General features: G+C 66.5%; 15 protein-coding genes. 8 read left to right on the top strand and 7 right to left on the bottom strand.

The genetic code is table 11. The annotated features are described in order from the left end of the window. Nucleotides 1-120: 120 nt before the first annotated feature. The 3 genes from JL37_RS14335 to pmbA all read right to left on the bottom strand — a co-directional run bounded on the left by JL37_RS14335 (nucleotide 121) and on the right by pmbA (nucleotide 4,157). Nucleotides 121-1,275 (bottom strand): ABC transporter substrate-binding protein, encoded by a 1,155-nt coding sequence (locus JL37_RS14335; RefSeq protein ID WP_043544811.1) that lies wholly within the window; start codon nucleotides 1,273-1,275, stop codon nucleotides 121-123. A 256-nt stretch (nucleotides 1,276-1,531) separates the two neighbouring features. Then, the gene (locus JL37_RS14330; RefSeq protein ID WP_043544810.1) at nucleotides 1,532-2,629 is read right to left on the bottom strand and encodes a TRAP transporter substrate-binding protein; all 1,098 of its coding nucleotides are present in this window, start codon (nucleotides 2,627-2,629) and stop codon (nucleotides 1,532-1,534) included. 163 nt (nucleotides 2,630-2,792) lie between these two features. Then, the gene (gene pmbA, locus JL37_RS14325; protein ID WP_043544809.1) at nucleotides 2,793-4,157 is read right to left on the bottom strand and encodes a metalloprotease PmbA; all 1,365 of its coding nucleotides are present in this window, start codon (nucleotides 4,155-4,157) and stop codon (nucleotides 2,793-2,795) included. A 58-nt stretch (nucleotides 4,158-4,215) separates the two neighbouring features. Here pmbA and yjgA point away from each other — a divergent pair, with 58 nt between their 5' ends. The 6 genes from yjgA to JL37_RS14295 all read left to right on the top strand — a co-directional run bounded on the left by yjgA (nucleotide 4,216) and on the right by JL37_RS14295 (nucleotide 9,191). Beyond that, on the top strand, nucleotides 4,216-4,767 hold the full coding sequence (gene yjgA / locus JL37_RS14320; protein ID WP_043544808.1) for a ribosome biogenesis factor YjgA: 552 nt from the start codon (nucleotides 4,216-4,218) through the stop codon (nucleotides 4,765-4,767). A gap of 17 nt (nucleotides 4,768-4,784) precedes the next feature. Continuing rightward, entirely contained in the window at nucleotides 4,785-5,465 is a 681-nt protein-coding gene (locus JL37_RS14315) for an alpha/beta hydrolase (protein WP_043544807.1), read from the top strand. A gap of 365 nt (nucleotides 5,466-5,830) precedes the next feature. Then, on the top strand, nucleotides 5,831-6,835 hold the full coding sequence (locus JL37_RS14310) for an ABC transporter substrate-binding protein (RefSeq protein WP_052097200.1): 1,005 nt from the start codon (nucleotides 5,831-5,833) through the stop codon (nucleotides 6,833-6,835). Beyond that, the gene (locus JL37_RS14305) at nucleotides 6,835-7,650 is read left to right on the top strand and encodes an ABC transporter ATP-binding protein (RefSeq protein WP_043544986.1); all 816 of its coding nucleotides are present in this window, start codon (nucleotides 6,835-6,837) and stop codon (nucleotides 7,648-7,650) included. The genes JL37_RS14310 and JL37_RS14305 overlap by 1 nt, the downstream gene beginning before the upstream one ends. A 2-nt stretch (nucleotides 7,651-7,652) precedes the next feature. Further along, nucleotides 7,653-8,489 carry an ABC transporter permease gene (locus tag JL37_RS14300; protein WP_043544805.1) on the top strand — a complete coding sequence of 279 codons (837 nt, stop codon included), beginning with the start codon at nucleotides 7,653-7,655 and terminating at the stop codon, nucleotides 8,487-8,489. Between the two features lie 9 nt (nucleotides 8,490-8,498). Continuing rightward, the gene (locus JL37_RS14295; protein WP_043544804.1) at nucleotides 8,499-9,191 is read left to right on the top strand and encodes a cysteine hydrolase family protein; all 693 of its coding nucleotides are present in this window, start codon (nucleotides 8,499-8,501) and stop codon (nucleotides 9,189-9,191) included. Nucleotides 9,192-9,213: 22 nt separating this feature from the next. On the opposite strand, the gene JL37_RS14290 is transcribed toward JL37_RS14295, so the two are convergent. Continuing rightward, the gene (locus JL37_RS14290) at nucleotides 9,214-11,655 is read right to left on the bottom strand and encodes a GNAT family N-acetyltransferase (RefSeq protein ID WP_043544803.1); all 2,442 of its coding nucleotides are present in this window, start codon (nucleotides 11,653-11,655) and stop codon (nucleotides 9,214-9,216) included. 153 nt (nucleotides 11,656-11,808) lie between these two features. Between JL37_RS14290 and gltX the strand changes: the two genes are divergently transcribed. Beyond that, complete coding sequence (gltX, locus tag JL37_RS14285; RefSeq protein WP_043544802.1) at nucleotides 11,809-13,221, top strand: glutamate--tRNA ligase; 1,413 nt, start codon at nucleotides 11,809-11,811, stop codon at nucleotides 13,219-13,221. Nucleotides 13,222-13,473: 252 nt separating this feature from the next. Here the strand turns inward: gltX and JL37_RS14280 are convergent, their stop codons facing one another. Next, complete coding sequence (locus JL37_RS14280) at nucleotides 13,474-14,673, bottom strand: MFS transporter (RefSeq protein WP_043544801.1); 1,200 nt, start codon at nucleotides 14,671-14,673, stop codon at nucleotides 13,474-13,476. A 109-nt stretch (nucleotides 14,674-14,782) separates the two neighbouring features. After that, entirely contained in the window at nucleotides 14,783-15,289 is a 507-nt protein-coding gene (locus tag JL37_RS14275) for a hypothetical protein (RefSeq protein ID WP_043544800.1), read from the bottom strand. Here JL37_RS14275 and JL37_RS30695 point away from each other — a divergent pair. Beyond that, entirely contained in the window at nucleotides 15,288-15,596 is a 309-nt protein-coding gene (locus JL37_RS30695; protein WP_197064609.1) for a hypothetical protein, read from the top strand. The genes JL37_RS14275 and JL37_RS30695 overlap by 2 nt on opposite strands. A 28-nt stretch (nucleotides 15,597-15,624) precedes the next feature. Here the strand turns inward: JL37_RS30695 and JL37_RS14270 are convergent, their stop codons facing one another. Next, nucleotides 15,625-16,074, bottom strand: a complete 450-nt coding sequence (locus tag JL37_RS14270) for an Lrp/AsnC family transcriptional regulator (protein WP_008159001.1) — start codon at nucleotides 16,072-16,074, stop codon at nucleotides 15,625-15,627. Between the last annotated feature and the right edge of the window lie 55 nt (nucleotides 16,075-16,129).

Genomic DNA, 16,129 nt, shown 5'->3' with positions numbered 1-16,129 from the left:
ATTCTCCGCCCCGCGCAAGGGGGCTTTTTCATCTTGGGATGGCCCTGAGATCAAAACTGCCTTGCGGACGGCGGCCAGGCCCTCCGCAAGGAGCATCCCCCCGCGGGGATGCGTGCCTGCTTACTTCTCGATGACGTACTTGCCGTCCTTGGTCACGCTGACGATCGGCGCCTGGTCGGCGTCGTAGCCGGCGGGCTTGCCGGCACGGTCGGTGGCCTGGCGGAACTTGAACGCGCCGGTGGCGCCGGTCCAGGTCACGGCGGGCAGCGCATCGCGCAGGGCAGCGCGATCCTTGGCCAGTTCGCCGGAGAGCTTGACGTTCTTCAGGGCCTGGGCGGCGATGTACATGGCGTCGTACGACTGGGCCGCGAACTGGTCGGGCGCGCCGTTGAACTTGGCCTTGTAGGCATCGATGAACTTGACGTTCTCGGGGGCCTTGTTCTCGATGGACCACGGGCTGCCGATCCACAGATTGTTCGACGCGCCGCCCGGGGCCAGGTCGAAAATCTTGACGGAGTTCATGCCGTTGCCGCCGATGACGGGCACGTTCAGGCCGAGCTGGCGGGCCTGGACCATGATCGGAGCGCCTTCGGCCAGCAGCGCGGACAGCACGATGGCGTCAGGGTTGGTGCCCTTGATCTTGGTCAGCTGGGCCTTGAAGTCCACGTCGCCCTTGGCGAACGTTTCGGTCGTGGTGACCGGGATCTTCTGGTCTTCCAGGGCCTTCTTGAAGTTGTCGTAGCCGCTCTTGGTGAAGACGTCGTCGTTGCCGTAGAGGACCGCGACGTTCTTCAGGCCGGTCTTGGCCTTGACGGTGGAGATGGTGGCCGGCAGCACATCGGCTTCGGTGACCGAGTTGCGGAACACGTAGTTGCCGATGGAGGTGATGCCGTCGGCGGTGTTGGAGGTGCCGAAGGCGACCGTCTTGGCGGCCTGGGCGATCGGGTCGGCGGCCTGGGCCGAGTTCGACAGCGTGGGGCCGAAGACCATCAGGACGTTGTCCTTGAAGATCAGTTTCTTGAAGACGTTGATCGCTTCTTCTTTCTTGCCTTGCTCGTCTTCGATCACGAGGACGATCTTGTTGCCGTTGATGCCGCCCGCGGCGTTGATTTCATCAGCGGCAAGCTGGAAACCGTTGCGGATCGACACGCCGTATTGGGCGGCACCGCCGGACAGGGCTTCCGCCACGCCCACTTTGATGTCGGCAGCGTAGGCGGCCGGAACGACACCGGCGGCGATCAGCGCGGCCAGCAGCTTCTTGGTCTTGGATTGCATGGTTGGTACCACCTTAAAGTCTGTCTCGGAATATTGGTAATCCGGGCTGATGTAATCCTGCCGGATTGACGTCGGATGCCGCCTAAAGGCGTCATGTTTGCGCGTCAAGACCCGGGATATTACTCCTTTGTATCAGGCCGATACTCGAATGCCGTTCAACAAAAGCCTACAAACCGCCCATTTTTTTGTAAAAAATGCGGGGTTACTAGCAAAAACCCTAACGCTCGCCGAATGCCATTCAGCCTCGGCGGGCGTCCTATATTCTGCCCGATAGCGCGACGCCGAGGTACTGGCCGTAAGCGCTTTCGGTCAGGCGGAACCACGGCATCTCGCTGTCGCGAAACCCCATGTAACTATCATGCATCGCCTTGAATTTGGGGTCTTTGGCGCCCAAATCCTGGTAGACCTGCTGCGTGGTCTCGAACGCCACGTCCATGATGGACCGGGGAAACGCGCGGATTTGCGCGCCATTGGCCGCCAATTGGGCCAGCGTGCCCGGGTTGCGGGCGTCGTAGCGGGCGGTCGAGGCGGCGTGCGCGGCCTGGGCGGCGGCATCCACTACCGCCTGGTAATTCTTGGGCAGGGCGTTCCAGGCTTCGTCGTTGATATAAAGCGACAGCTGCTCGCCGCCCGCCCACCAGCCGGGTGCGTAGTAATACTTAGCTACTTTATTCAGGCCGAGTTTCTCGTCGTCGTAGGCCCCCGCTCCCGCCACCGCCTGCAGCCCTTCCTTCTCGAAGGCCTCGGCCAGCTTGGCCATGTCCGCCTGTTGCGGAACCACGCCCATGCGCGCCAGCACCTCGCCGGCCAGGCCGCCAACACGCATTTTCAGGTCTTTGAGGTCGCCCGGCCGCTTGATTTCCTTGTTGTACCAGCCGCCCATCTGGGCGCCGGTGTTGCCCAGCGGGAAGTTGATGATCTTCTCGGGCTTGAAGAGCTCGCGGGTCAGGCGCAGGCCGCCCCCTTCGCTCATCCAGGCGTTCATCTGCCGCGCGTTCAGCCCGAAGGGCACGGCGGCGTCGAAGCAGAAGATGGGGTTCTTGGCATAGTAAGCGCGGGAGGAAACGTGGCCGCACTCGACTTTCTTGGTGGACACCGCTTCCATCAGGTCTACGGCGGACACGATCTCGCCTTCGGGAAAATGGCGGATATTGAATTTTCCGCCCGTGGCTTCCGAGACGAACTTGCAGAAACTTTCGCCGGTGCCGATGCGCAAGTCCAGCGCGCTGGGAAATCCGGACGACAAGCGCCAACTCACGGACGGCATGTCCTGGGCGAACACGGGCGTACTTACGGCGGCTCCGGTTGCGACGGCGCCCAGCCCGGCGCGCTTCAAGAATGAACGTCGTTGCATCTCTTTGCTCCTTTACAGCGACACCTGGACATCGAGCGATACCCGCCGGATATTACACGCCGAGATGGGGCCGGAGCGGAAGCCCCGATCCGGTAAGGGATTGCAAAGACCGGAGGAGGCAGGGGATGCGCCGCGGCGGCCGAGCCACCGCCGCAGACCGGGATCAGATCCCGGCGATCGCCATTTCTTCGATGAGGATCGAGCCGGTGGTCTTGGTTCCGCGCGAAATGGTGTCCGCGCCGATCGCGACGATCTGCTTGAACATATCGGCCAGGTTGCCCGCGATGGTGACTTCCTGCACCGCATGCTGGATCTTGCCGTTTTCCACCCAGTAGCCGAACGCGCCGCGCGAGTAGTCTCCCGTCACGTAGTTGACGCCCTGGCCGATGAGTTCGGTTACCAGGAAACCCGTGCCCAGTTTCTTCAGCATGGCTTCGAAGTCGTCGCCACGCCGGGTCAGCGTGGAGCTGAACACCAGGTTGTGCGAACCGCCGGCGTTGCCCGTGGTCGCCATGCCCAGCTTGCGGGCCGTGTAGGACGACAGGAAGTAGCCCTCCAGGACGCCGGCCGAAACCACGTTGCGCCGGCGCGTGCGCACGCCCTCGTCGTCGAAGGGCGAGCTGCCCATGGCGCCGGGAATGTGCGGGTCTTCGGTCAGGTTGATGTGCTCGGGGAAGATCGGCTTGCCCAGCGCGTCGACCAGGAAGCTGGCCTTGCGGTAGAGCGCGCCGCCGTTGGCGGCCTGCGTCAGGGCGCCGACCAGGCCCAGCGCCAGCGGGGCCTCGAACAGGACGGGGAACTTGCCCGTGCGGATGCGGCGCGCCGACAGGCGCGACAGCGTGCGTTCCGCGGCGTAGCGGCCGATGGCCTCGGGCGAGGCCAGCTTGGCCGGATCGCGCTCGGAGGTGTACCAGTAGTCGCGCTGCATGCCGTTGCCGCGGCCGGCGATGGGCGCCACCGACAGGCTGTGGCGGGAGTACGGATACCCCCCCAGGAAGCCCCGCGTATTGCCCATCACGAACTGGCCTTCGTAGGTGCCCACGGTGGCGCCGTCGGTATTGGTGATGCGGGAATCGACCTCGCGGGCGGCGCGCTCGGCGCGCAGCGCCAGCTCGGCCGCCTCTTCGGTGGACACGTTCCAGGCGCGATGCAGGTCCAGGTCGGGGAATTCGGTTGCCAGCTGATCGGCGTCCGGCAGGCCGGCGGCCGGGTCGGCGGCGGTGTGGCGGGCAATATGCCAGGCGGCTTCCACCGTCTGGCGCAGCGCCGCTTCGGAGAAGTCGGACGTAGAGGCGGAACCGCGGCTCTGGCCCGCGTAGACCGTCAGGTCCAGCGAACGGTCGCGCGTCTGTTCGACGGTTTCGATGTCGTTCTTGCGGACGGAGACCGACAGGCCCAGGCTTTCCGACACTTCCGCAGCGGCGTCGGAGGCGCCGATCTGGCGCGCGTAGGCAAGGGTTTGTTCGACGAGTTCGGAAAAACGCGCGTGATTCGCCGCCAGCGGCAAGGATGAGGAGGATTTAACCATTGCTGTCCAATTTGCAGAGACGGTTATCATAGCCAAGTCTGTCATTGCGCAGTTTTCCATGAATTCCCATACCGAAGAAGAATCCGTCGACGACGGCTACGACGAGAACGGTTACGACCGCCCCAGCAAGTCCCAGATCAAGCGCGAAATGCACGCCCTGCTGGACCTGGGCAAGCAGCTGATCGAACTGTCCCCCGAACGCCTCAAGCAGCTGCCCCTGGAAGAGCGCCTCTACGAGGCGATCCGCGTTGCGCAGCGCACCACCGGACGCGAGGGCAAGCGGCGCCAGGTTCACTTCGTGGGCAAGCTGATGCGTGACGCGCCCGCGGATGAAATCCGCGCGCAGCTGGACATCTGGGAAAACGGCTCGCGAGAGGAAACCGCCGCGATGCATCGGCTGGAAACGCTGCGCGACCGGCTCCTGGACGACGACGACGCCCTCACCCGGCTGCTCAACAACAACCCCCAGGCAGATGCCCAGCAACTGCGCGCCCTCATCCGCGCCGCCCGCAAGGAGCGCCTGGCCAACGCCTCGCTGCTGCAGGGCCAGGAACCCCAGAAGAAGCATTACCGCGCGCTGTTCCAGGCCTTGAAGGCCCTCACTCCCTGATTTTCACCGGCCCGTCCATGAACGCTCCGACCGACCTGCTCGATTGCATCGAGATCGAAACCGCTCCCAACCCCACCCATGCCGTGATCTGGCTGCACGGCCTGGGAGCCGACGGCAACGACTTCGCGCCCATCGTGCCGGAGCTGGACTTGCCGGCAGGCGCGGCCGTGCGCTTCGTGTTCCCCAACGCGCCGGTGCAGCGCGTGACGATCAACAACGGCATGGCGATGCGTTCCTGGTACGACATCCTGGTGATGGACCTGGTGCGCGTCGAGGACGGCCAGGGCATCCGCGCCTCGGAAGCCGCGATCCGCAAGCTGATCGCGCGCGAGAACGCCCGCGGCATCCCGACCTCGAAGATCGTGCTGGCCGGGTTCTCCCAGGGCTGCGCCATGACCCTGCATACCGGCATCCGCCTGCCCGAGAAGCTGGCAGGCATGATGTGCCTGTCCGGCTACCTGCCCCTCATGGATACGGCCGAGGCCGAACGTGATGGAGCCAACCAGGACACGCCGATTTTCCTGGCTCACGGCCAATACGACCCCGTGGTGCCGCTGGCCCGGGCACAGGCCTCGCTGGCCGAGCTGCAACGCCTGGGCTACGGCGTAAGCTGGCACACCTACCCGATGCCGCACTCCGTCTGCGCCGAGGAAGTGCGGGATATTTCGGCGTTCCTGAACAAGGTGCTGGCCGCCTGACGCAGCCGCCCACGGCCCGAGCGCCCCGTCCGCCGGATGGCGCGGCGCAAGGGCGCCGATCCGCGCGGCCCCAGCCCCCAGGCGCCGAACCCATCGCTTCCTCCGCAATGGGTAAGCCCATTTCTGTATACCAAGTGCGATTCAAGCTCTGAAGTTACCAGGGCTGGCCTCCCCTCGTACATAGAGAAACATGGCAAACGCAAAAGGTCTTGTCGCCTGTTTGCATTGAATATAGTATTCGATTCAAGCCTCACCGGCCCGGGCAGAAGGTGTTCGGGCTTCCCTGTTGTTGTAGTCGACCCATTCCCATTGGCCGTGTGTTGCGCCGGGTATCGGCGTGGCATCAAGACGCAGGAGAAAGTCCCGTGAAATCCTTGCCATCGCTCCGATTGGCGGGCGCCGTGCTACTCGCGCTATTCGCCCCCCTGGCCGCGCAGGCCGAAGCCCTGACTCCCCCCGTGAAGGTCCGCTACGAAGAGGTGGTGCGTTCCATCCTCTACGTGCCCAAGTACGTCGCCCTCACGCAGGGCTACTTCAAGGAAGCGGGCCTGGACGTGGCGATGAAAACGTCCCAGGGCACCGACAAAGGCATGACCGCCCTGCTCTCGGGCAGCGCCGATATCGTGCTGATCGGCCCCGAGGCCTCCATCTACGTGCAGAACAGCGAATCTCCGGTGAAACCGAAGATTTTTGCCGGGCTGACCGCCACCGACGGCTTCTTCCTGCTGGCGCGCAAGCCGGTGGAGAAGTTCGACTGGTCCATGCTCAAGGGCAAGGAAGTGATCGGCTTCCGGCCGGGCTCCAATCCGCTCGTGTTCCTGGAAACGGCGCTGCGCAAGCACGGCGTGGATCCCCAGAAGGACGTGAAATTGCTGAACAACATCGGCATTCCGGCGCGCGCCGGCGCCTGGATGGCGGGCCAGGGCGAGTACGGCATCTTTCTTGAGCCCGAGGCCGGCGAGCTGGTGCGCAACGGCAAGGGTTATATCGTGGCGTCTATCGGCCACGAAGTGGGCCAGGTGGACTACACCGTCTTTACCGCCACCGACAAATACATCCGTGACAATCCCAAGGTCATCCAGGCCTGGACGAACGTGGTGGCGCGCGCCGAGAAGTACGTCCAGGACACGCCCGCGGCCACCTTGACGCCGCAGATCATGGCGTACTTCCCGGGCATGGACCAGGCCGCCGTCACCGAGGCCATCGAACGCTACAAGAAGTACCAGATCTGGAAGCGCTCTCCGCTGGTGACCGCGGAAGCGATGCAGCAGCTGCAGGACATGCTGGTCGCCAGCGCGGTCATGAAGGACGGCGCCCGCGTGAAGTACGAGGACGTCGTGGTGGCGGATTTCGCCAGGAAGGCGCAATGATGGGCGCCGTCGTCCACAACCTCAAGCCGGACGCGGCCACGGCGAAAATCGAGCTGCGCGACGTCTGTCTTTCGTACTTCACGCAGGAGGGCGAAACCGAGGCGCTGTCGAACGTGTCGTTCACGCTGGCCGCGGGCGAATTCGTCAGCCTGATCGGGCAAAGCGGCTGCGGCAAGAGCACGCTGCTGTCGCTGATCGCCGGGCTGATTCCGCCCACCTCGGGTTCGGTGGCCATAGACGGCCAGGCCGTGACCAAGCCCAATCCGCGCATCGGCTACATGCTCCAGCAGGACTACCTGTTCGAATGGCGCAGCATCCTGGACAACGTGATGCTGGGCGCCGAGATCCAGGGACGGCGCGATGCGCGCAGCGAGGCGCGCGCCGTGCATCTGCTGGAGAAATGCGGGCTGGGCGCCTTTCTGTCGCACACGCCGCGCCAGCTGTCGGGCGGCATGCGCCAGCGCGCCGCGTTGGCCCGCACGCTGGTGACCGAGCCGGACGTGATCCTGCTGGACGAACCCTTTTCCGCGCTGGATTCCCAGACGCGACTGGCGATCTCCGACGAAGTCGTGGACATCCTGCGGCGCGAAGGCAAGACCGTGGTGCTGGTCACGCACGACATCGGCGAGGCCATCGCCATGACCGACCGCGTGATCGTGCTGTCGCGCCGGCCCGGCCGACTGAAGAGCCAGTACCGCATCCATTACGGCGACGGCCAGGCCCGGCCGACTCCGTTCCAGGCGCGGTCGCGGCCGGAATTCAACACCTACTTCAAACAGTTGTGGGACGAACTCGACGTCCACGTGGAGGGCTGACCATGAACGCGCCCGTCGCCAACACCGTTCCCCTGCGCGCCGTGCGCGCCCCCAGCGAAAAGTACCTGGACTACCTGCGCCGCGACCGAGCCCGGCGCCGCCATATCCGCGTGGCGCAGGTCCTGCTGCTGGCGGTCTTCCTGTGCGCCTGGGAGATCCTGCCGCGCATGCACATCCTCAACCCGCTGCTGACCAGCTATCCCAGCGCCCTGTGGCCCACGTTCATCGAACTGTGGAACCACGGCAGCCTGGGCAAGCACATCATGACCACCCTATCCGCGACGCTGGTGGGCTTCACGCTGAGCATGCTGATCGGCATCGTGGTGGCCGCCGCGCTATGGTGGTCCGACTTCCTGTACAAGGTGCTGGACCCCTTCCTGGTGGTGGCCAACGCCATGCCCAAGATCGCCTTCGTGCCGATCTTCTACCTGTGGCTGGGCTCCGACTACGCGGTGTACGGCATGGCCGTGGCGATCGCGGTCTTCGTGACCATCATGGTGATCTATGCGGGGTTCCGCGGCATCGACCTGAATAAGGTGAAGCTGGCCCACACGTTCGGCGCCAGCCGCTGGCAGGTGCTGACCAAGGTCGTGCTGCCGGGCAGCGTGCCCACGCTGATCGCGGCGGTAAAGATGAACATCGGCCTGGCGCTGGTGGGCGTCATCGTCGGGGAATTCCAGTCCGCCGATTCCGGCCTGGGCTTTCTCATCATGAATGGCAGCCAGATCTTCAAGCTGAATATCGTCATGACCGCCATCGCCGCGCTGGCCGTGATCTCCAGCGTGATGTACCTGGCCGTGTATCGCATCGAAGCCGCCGTCGCGCGGCGCTACGGATAAGGAACCGCCATGGAATTCCCCCAATGGGTGAAGGACAGGGTCGTGGCCCGCCAGGGCTGCCTGCACCCCTACGACGAATTGCCCGCCGCGCGCCTGGCCGTGGTGGTGGTGGACATGCAGCAGTACTTCACGCTGCCGGGCTATCAGGGCGAATGCGCGCCGGCGCGCGCGATCATCGCCCCCATCAACCGCCTGTGCGACGCGGTCCGGGCCGCTGGCGGCACCATCGTCTGGGTGCAGACCGCCTCCGACAACGCGGATTCGTTCTGGTCGCACCACCATCGGGTGATGCTGACGCCGGAACGCAGCGCGAGGCGCCTGGAGACGCTGCGCCGCGACTCCCCCGGGTTCGCGCTGCATCCGGACCTGCGCGCGCACGAATCGGACCTGCGGGTGGTCAAGCGCTTCTACAGCGCCATGGCGCCCGGCTCGTCGGAGCTGGAACCCCTGCTGCGCGGGCGCGGCGTGGACACGCTGCTGATCGCCGGCACCGTCACCAACGTTTGCTGCGAATCCACCGCGCGCGACGCGATGATGCGGGACTTCCGCAGCATCATGGTCGACGACGCGCTGGCGGCGGTCACGCCGGCAGAGCACGAAAACGCCCTGCATGGCTGGATCATGTTCTTCGGCGACGTGCTGAGCGTGGACGAAGCGACGGCGCGGCTCAGGCCAGCCAGACCGGCCGAAAAAGCGGCCTGAACGGGCCCCGGCGGACGCCGCCTCAGGCCAGGCTCAGCCAGACCCGCCGCATCGTCGGATCCTCGGGATCCGCGTCGTTGGTGAACCCCAGGCTGGTCATCAGCGCCAGCATGGGACGGTTGGACGACAGCACCAGGCCGTCGATGTATTCCAGGCCCTGCTCCCGGGCCGCATCGATCAGGGCCGTCATAAGCTGGCGGCCCAGGCCGCGCCGCTGCCAGTCGTCGCCGATCACCAGCGCGTACTCCGCGCCGCGGCCGTCCGGGTTGCGCAGGTAATGCGCGAACCCCACCAGCACCTCGCGCGGATGCCCGCGGTTGGCCGGGTTCGGAACCTGCGTGGCGGCCACCAGGGCGAGTTCGCGGTGGTAGTCGACCTGGGTATAGCGCGACACCATGCGCGGCGTCAGTTCGCGCATCATGGACACGAAGCGCATGTAGCGCGAACGCTCAGACAGGCCGCGGATGAATTCCTGCAGCGGCTCGGCATCCTCGGGACGGATGGGCCGGAGCACCCAGGGGATGCCGTCCTCGAAGCGGCGCACCTGCACCAGCCGCGCCGGATAGGGATGGATCGCCATATGCGGGTAGCCCGCAGCCTGGGGCGATTCGCAGCCGGGCTTTTCGGTCAGCGTCATCCGCAGACCGCCGGCGCGCAGATGCATTTCACCCGCGTATAGCGGGTCGATGTCCAGGGATTCGATGTCGGGCAGTTCCGAGACCAGTTCCGACACCAGCACAAGCGCCTGCTGCAGCGCTTCGGCGGCCATGTGGCCGATGCGCGGGGCGAGTACCCGGCGCCAGAGCCGGCTGCGTTCGATCAGTTGGCGGGCCAGGAAGCCATTCAGGGGCGGCAGGTCCACGCCACGGTCCGACAGGGACAGCACGGCGTCCGGCCCGCCCGCGCCAAAGCGGATGACGGGCCCGAACTGCGGATCGCGCCGGACGCGGATCGCCATGGGACGCGACTCCGGCTCGGCGGCCGCGACGTCCGTGGGCATATCGCGCAGCGGTACGTAGAACAGGGCCAGCAGGGTCCGGATTTCAGAGCTGGTGAGTTCGCGGCGGCAATCGGCGCGCACCCGCGCCAGCACCTCGCGGGCGGCCGCCAGGTCCGGCACATGGCTGGCGGGCTCGGGCGGCTGGGTCTGCAGCAACAGCTGCTGGTTGTAGTGATGGGTCGCCAGCACGCCGAAGGCGTCGGCGGCCGATTCGGGCGTGCGGAACGCCGAGGTGCCGGCATCGTCCAGCATGCGCCGCAAGGGCCTCATGCCCGCGTCGCCCATGAAACAGGTCACTACCGGCTTCTTCGCCTTGGGCGCGATCTGCGCCAGTTCCCGAGCCACGGCCGGCATGTCCGCCAGCGCGTCGGGCGCCAGCAGCACCAGCACGCCGTCCACGCCGGCGTCGTCCAGCACCGCGTCCAGGATGGCGCGGATGCGGTCCGGAGTCAGGGGGGTGAAGGTGATGACGGGATTGGAGCTGGCCGCGTCCGGCTCCAGCATGGCGGCCAGCGCGCGCTGGGTCGCGGGCGCGAGTTCCGCGCGCAGCACGGCCGCATCGGGGCCGATCAGATCCATGGCCAGCTGGGGCGGCCCGCTGCCGTTGGAAATGAGCGCGACGCGCCGGCCCTTGGGCCGCCGCGTGTAGCCCAGCACCTTCACCGCCGAGAACAGCTGCACGAAATAGCGCACCCGCACCGCGCCTGCGCGGCGCAGGGCGGCGTCGAAGATGGCGTCGCCGCTGTCGGTGTCGGACCGGCCGGCCTTGAGCACGATCACCGGCTTGACGGAGGCCGCCGCGCGCAGGGTGCTCATGAATTCGCGGGCGGGGCCCACGTCTTCGAGATAGAGCACGATGCTGTCCGTGCGCGGGTCGCTGGCCAGGTAGTCCAGCACCTTGGGCAGGCCCACCACCGCTTCGTCGCCCAGCGACACGGCGGTGGAAAAACCGATGTGCACGTCCTCGGCCCAGTCCATGACTGCGGCCATGATGGAGCGCGACTGGGCCAGCAGCGCCACGCGGCCGGCGCGCGCCAGCACCGGGTGCTGACTTAAATTCAGCCCGGCATGAGGCCGCTGCGCGCCAAAGGAGCGCGGGCCCAGCAGCTCGCAGCGGTTTTCCTCCGCCCAGGCCCGGCACAGGGCCAGCGTGCCCCGCGGATAGGGATCGGGCAGCTCGTGCGGCAGCAGGATCACCGAGCGGGGCGCCACGGGCGACAGGCGGCGCAGCGTCTCCGGCAGGACCGCCGGAGACACGCAAACCAGGGCCAGATCGGGCCGTTCCCCCGCCGCCAGGCCCTGCAGGCTCCGCGGCAGGTCCGGCGCCGCGCCCGCTTCGCAGGCGACGACCGTGGTTTTCGCCTTGAGCGCGGGCGACAGCGAGCCTGCCGCCGGCAGGGGCCGGTCGGCAACGATCACCAGCGAACTGGGTTCGAACATCGGGGCGAGAGCATGTCGCAGCATAGGGATCGCGGGCTGGGGCCTGCCAACGGAAAGAAGCCTCGCACAGCCTAATCTAAAATACGGTTCATCGTAACAAGACAAGCCCGCCATCCGCTTGACCCGGGCCCAGCCTGGCGCCGTTTTGTGGCGCCCCAGCCGCTATCATTGCCATCTATGACCTCCAACGCCTCCTCCCCCATTCGCACCCGTTTCGCGCCCTCGCCCACGGGTTTCCTGCACCTGGGCGGCGCCCGCACGGCGCTGTTCTCCTGGGCCTTCGCGCGCCATCACAAGGGCACCTTCGTGCTGCGCATCGAAGACACGGACGTCGAGCGCTCCACGCCCGAAGCGGTCCAGGCGATCCTGGACAGCATGGACTGGCTGGGCATGCAGCCCGACGAAGGCCCCTTCTACCAGATGCAGCGCATGGACCGCTACCGCGAGGTGGTGGCGCAGATGCTGGCCGCCGGCACCGCCTACCACTGCTACAGCTCGCCCGAGGAAGTGGAGGCGATGCGCGAGGCCGCGCGCGCGCGCGGCGACAAGCCCCGCTATGACGGCACCTGGCGCCCCGAACCCGGCAAGACCCTGCCCGCCATTCCCGAAGGCCGCAAGCCCGTGGTGCGCTTCAAGAACCCGCGGGAAGGCGCCACCTCCTGGAACGACATGGTCAAGGGCGCCATCAGCTTCGACAACACCGAGCTGGACGACCTGATCATCGCGCGCCCCGACGGCACGCCCACCTACAACTTCTGCGTCGTGGTCGACGACTGGGACATGGGCATCACCCACGTGCTGCGCGGCGACGACCACGTCAACAACACCCCCCGCCAGATCAACATCCTGCGCGCGCTCGGCGCCACGCTGCCCGAATACGGCCACGTGCCGATGATCCTCGGCCCGGACGGCGAAAAGCTGTCCAAGCGCCACGGCGCCGTCAACGTGATGGAGTACGACAACGAGGGCTACCTGCCCGAGGCGATGGTCAACTACCTGGCCCGCCTGGGCTGGAGCCACGGCGACGACGAACTCTTCAGCCGCGAGCAGCTCGTGTCCTGGTTCGACACCAAGCACCTGTCCAAGTCGGCGTCCCAGTGGGATCCGAAGAAGCTGAACTGGGTCAACGCCCACTACATCAAGCAGATGGACAACGCCGAGTTGGCCGAGCGCGTCGCTCCGCGCGTGGCGACCCGTGGCGGCCACCCGGAAAAGATCGACCTGCCGGGCGTCATGGGCCTCTTGAAGGACCGCGCCGAAACGCTGGAACAGCTGGCCGATGGCGCCATGCTGTTCTGCGCCGAATTCAAGGGCGCGCCCGCCGAACTGGCGGAGCAGCACCTGACCGCCCCCGCGCGCGAAGCGCTGGCCGATTTCGCCCAGCGCGCCCAGGACACCGACTGGACCCGCGAGGCCCTGTCGGCGCTGATCAAGGCGGTCCTGGCGGACCGCGGCATGAAGATGCCGCAGTTGGCGATCCCGCTGCGCGTGGCCGTCACGGGCCAGACCCAGACTCCCGCGGTGGATGCCGTGCTGGCCCTGCTGGGCAAGGATGTCGTGCTGAAGCGCCTGGCGGGAGTGGCTGCCTGATAGGGGGTGTCAGACACCCGGGAGGCGCCGGAGCGAAATGGAAGGCGTCTCGTAGGGGTGTCTGACACTTGTAAACGGTCAAGTGTCTGGCACCCGCAAGCGGTCAAGTGTCTGACACCCGCAAACGGTCAAGTGTCTGACACCCCTACGAGATGGCGGTCCGAGTGGCAACGGTCTTGCCGGGTGTCAGACACCAACAATCTTGCCAAGTATCTGACGCCAGAAATCAGACACCTGCAGACCTTCACCCCATCACGCTCCCGCCGCCCTCGCCCGCGCCTTCAACGCCCGGGCGAAAAACGCGCCCAGGAGCGGCAGCATCACGGCCGAGCCGCCGAAGAGCGCGGCCGCTCCGACCTGATCGACCACCGCGCCCGCCAGGGCCACGCCGGCCGCCTGGCCCATGAACAGGCAGGACGCAAACCAGGCCACTGCGGTGCCGCGCGCCGACGGCACCATCTGCGTGGCGTTCGTCTGCAGGGTGGCGTGCAGCAGGTAGTAGCCGAAGCCGGCCAGCACGCTCGCCAGCATGCTCCACATCCAGACGGGCCCCAGCAGGTAGGACAGGAACGCCACACCCAGGACCAGGCCGCCGGCGACGGCCAGGCCGCGCTCTCCGAGGCGTTTGAGAATGGGGCCGGCGACCACCGTATAGACCAGGCCGCCCACGGCGTAGACGGCCACCAGCGCGCCGGCGGCGGTCAGGGAAATGCCGAAACGCTCATGCAGATAGGACGGGGCGAAAGCCAGCGCGCCGAAAACCAGCAGGCCCTCGACGAAAACGGTCGCCAGCACCACGCGCGCCCAGGGCGTGCCCAACACCAGCCGCGCCTGCGCGACGAAACCCTGTCTCGTCGCGCCCGGGTCGACATGGCCCAGGCCGGTGGCGCGCTGGCGGCGCACTTCCAGGAGCAGGAGAAAACCAACGGCCAGGTAACCGCAGACCAGCGCCGCGAAGGCCCAGCGCCAGCCCACCGTGTCGGCGAACAGGCCGCCGGCAAGCTGGCCCGCCGACATGCCCAGGATAGTGCCGGTCAGGAAGCGCGCCAGGGTCGCCTGGCGACGTTCGTACGGCACGTTGTCTCCGATCCAGGCCATCGACAGCGGCACGATGCCCGCCCCCGCCGCGCCCGACAGCACACGGCAGAACACCAGCATGTCCAGCGATCCGGCCATCACGGCGCCCGCGCTGCCCAGCGCGCAGGCGAATGTCGCTACGCTGACGACCCGGTACTTGCCATAGCGGTCGCCCAGGGGACCGAAGAACATCTGCAGCACGCCATAGGCCACGGCGAATGCGGTCACCGCGCGCGCAGCCTGGCCGGTGGTGGTGCCGAATTCCGCCGCGAGCTGCGGCAACATGGGATCACAGATGCGGAACGCGCTGGCGCTGACGAAGGCAGCCAGGGCAAGCAGCGCGATGGCGCGCGCTTCGGAGGACAGGGCGGGCATGGATTACCGGCGGCGGCGATGGACGAAGACCGCACCTTACCGCAGCCCGGCCGTCTTGGCGAAACCACCAGGCGGATTGTCCGCCTGGCGCGCCCTCCGGCGCCCGGCCTCAGTACGGCAGGCGATAGCCCGTCGGCATGCGGCGGGCCGTCACGACCTGGCCGCCGGTCTTCATTTCGCGCAACGTCAGCTTGGCATGCTCGACGCGCTCGATGCGGTAGCGGTTGAGATAGATCGGATCCTTCGTGTCGACGGCCTCGCCGTTGGATTTGGTGGTCTGCATCGTGTAGACGCCTTCCACCGCCGTCCAGCAACCCGTCTCGCGCAAGGCGGGACGCGTCTTGCGGCCGATCCTCAACTGGGTTTCGTAGGCCATCGTGCCATCGGCCGACAACACCGTCAGCGCCTGGAATTCGCCGCTGACGTCGCGCGGGCGCGAATTCGAGAGCCACGTGCCGATCATGGGGTCGCCGCTCTTGGCGGGCGCGCACGCCACCGGCTTGGGAGGATCCGCAGGCTGGGCCTCGGTGATGGTGGCGGGCTTCCTGGCGGCGCAGCCTGCCAGGATCAGAACGGCGCAGGCAATGCCGGCCGAACGCAAATACACACTGCTCATGACTTCCTCAACACGTCTGTCGACGCGCCGCGCCGATCACACCGGCGCCTTCCTCGCGCAGCAAACATTCCGCACTCTAAAGAGCCGCCAGGGAAGAATCAACGGCGATCCGCGCGGAGTGCAATTGCGCAACAGTCGGCGCCGCAAAGGACAGGCTTTAGCGCCGGAACCCGCAAAAATGCGTTGGTTTCAAACGACACCGCGAGCGCTGCGCAGCGCCTTCGCGCGCAGCATTTCCTCCATGCGCGCGGCCGCCGGCGACAGGCTGCGGCCGGTCCAGGTCAAGGATTGCGGGCCCTCTCTATAAATCTATATCTATATGGAGGGCCCGCCGCCTACAGCGGCAGGCGCTGCTCGTGCTTGATCTCGCGCAGCGCCACGATGGTGCGCGTCTGGCGGATGCCCGGCATATTGAAGAGGAAGCGGTGCAGGAAGCGGTCATAGGCCTCCGGGCTCTCGACCAGGATTTTCAGCAGGAAATCCGAATCCCCGGTGACGGCGTAGCATTCCAGGATCTCGGGCGCGTCGCGCACCGACCTCTCGAAGTTTTCGACCGTGTTCGCGGAATGCCGCTCCAGGCTGATCTGCGCGAACATGCAGCCCAACCCCACCTTGCTGCGGTCCACCTGCGCGCTGTAGCCCTGGATCACCCCGCTGGCCTCCATCGCTTTCACCCGCCGCCATACCGGCGCGGCCGACAGGCCGACCTTCTCCGACAGCTGCTGCGCCGAGGCCCGGCCATCCTCCTGCAAGGCCTTGAGGATGCCGATATCGGTCTTATCCATCGCTTTATCTCCTGGTTTTATCGAACACGAAACGTTTATTTCGAATTATAGGGAT

It is taken from the genome of Achromobacter sp. RTa (assembly GCF_000757485.1).
In the GTDB taxonomy this organism is placed as follows: domain Bacteria; phylum Pseudomonadota; class Gammaproteobacteria; order Burkholderiales; family Burkholderiaceae_B; genus Achromobacter.
This window is presented reverse-complemented; position numbering and strand designations above follow the sequence as displayed.

Coding starts and splice junctions, on each gene's coding strand:
- JL37_RS14335 (WP_043544811.1), bottom strand. CDS start 1,275: ATGCAATCCAAGACCAAGAAGCTGCTGGCCGCGCTGATCGCCGCCGGT.
- JL37_RS14330 (WP_043544810.1), bottom strand. CDS start 2,629: ATGCAACGACGTTCATTCTTGAAGCGCGCCGGGCTGGGCGCCGTCGCA.
- pmbA (WP_043544809.1), bottom strand. CDS start 4,157: ATGGTTAAATCCTCCTCATCCTTGCCGCTGGCGGCGAATCACGCGCGT.
- yjgA (WP_043544808.1), top strand. CDS start 4,216: ATGAATTCCCATACCGAAGAAGAATCCGTCGACGACGGCTACGACGAG.
- JL37_RS14315 (WP_043544807.1), top strand. CDS start 4,785: ATGAACGCTCCGACCGACCTGCTCGATTGCATCGAGATCGAAACCGCT.
- JL37_RS14305 (WP_043544986.1), top strand. CDS start 6,835: ATGGGCGCCGTCGTCCACAACCTCAAGCCGGACGCGGCCACGGCGAAA.
- JL37_RS14300 (WP_043544805.1), top strand. CDS start 7,653: ATGAACGCGCCCGTCGCCAACACCGTTCCCCTGCGCGCCGTGCGCGCC.
- JL37_RS14295 (WP_043544804.1), top strand. CDS start 8,499: ATGGAATTCCCCCAATGGGTGAAGGACAGGGTCGTGGCCCGCCAGGGC.
- JL37_RS14290 (WP_043544803.1), bottom strand. CDS start 11,655: ATGCTGCGACATGCTCTCGCCCCGATGTTCGAACCCAGTTCGCTGGTG.
- gltX (WP_043544802.1), top strand. CDS start 11,809: ATGACCTCCAACGCCTCCTCCCCCATTCGCACCCGTTTCGCGCCCTCG.
- JL37_RS14280 (WP_043544801.1), bottom strand. CDS start 14,673: ATGCCCGCCCTGTCCTCCGAAGCGCGCGCCATCGCGCTGCTTGCCCTG.
- JL37_RS30695 (WP_197064609.1), top strand. CDS start 15,288: ATGACTTCCTCAACACGTCTGTCGACGCGCCGCGCCGATCACACCGGC.
- JL37_RS14275 (WP_043544800.1), bottom strand. CDS start 15,289: ATGAGCAGTGTGTATTTGCGTTCGGCCGGCATTGCCTGCGCCGTTCTG.
- JL37_RS14270 (WP_008159001.1), bottom strand. CDS start 16,074: ATGGATAAGACCGATATCGGCATCCTCAAGGCCTTGCAGGAGGATGGC.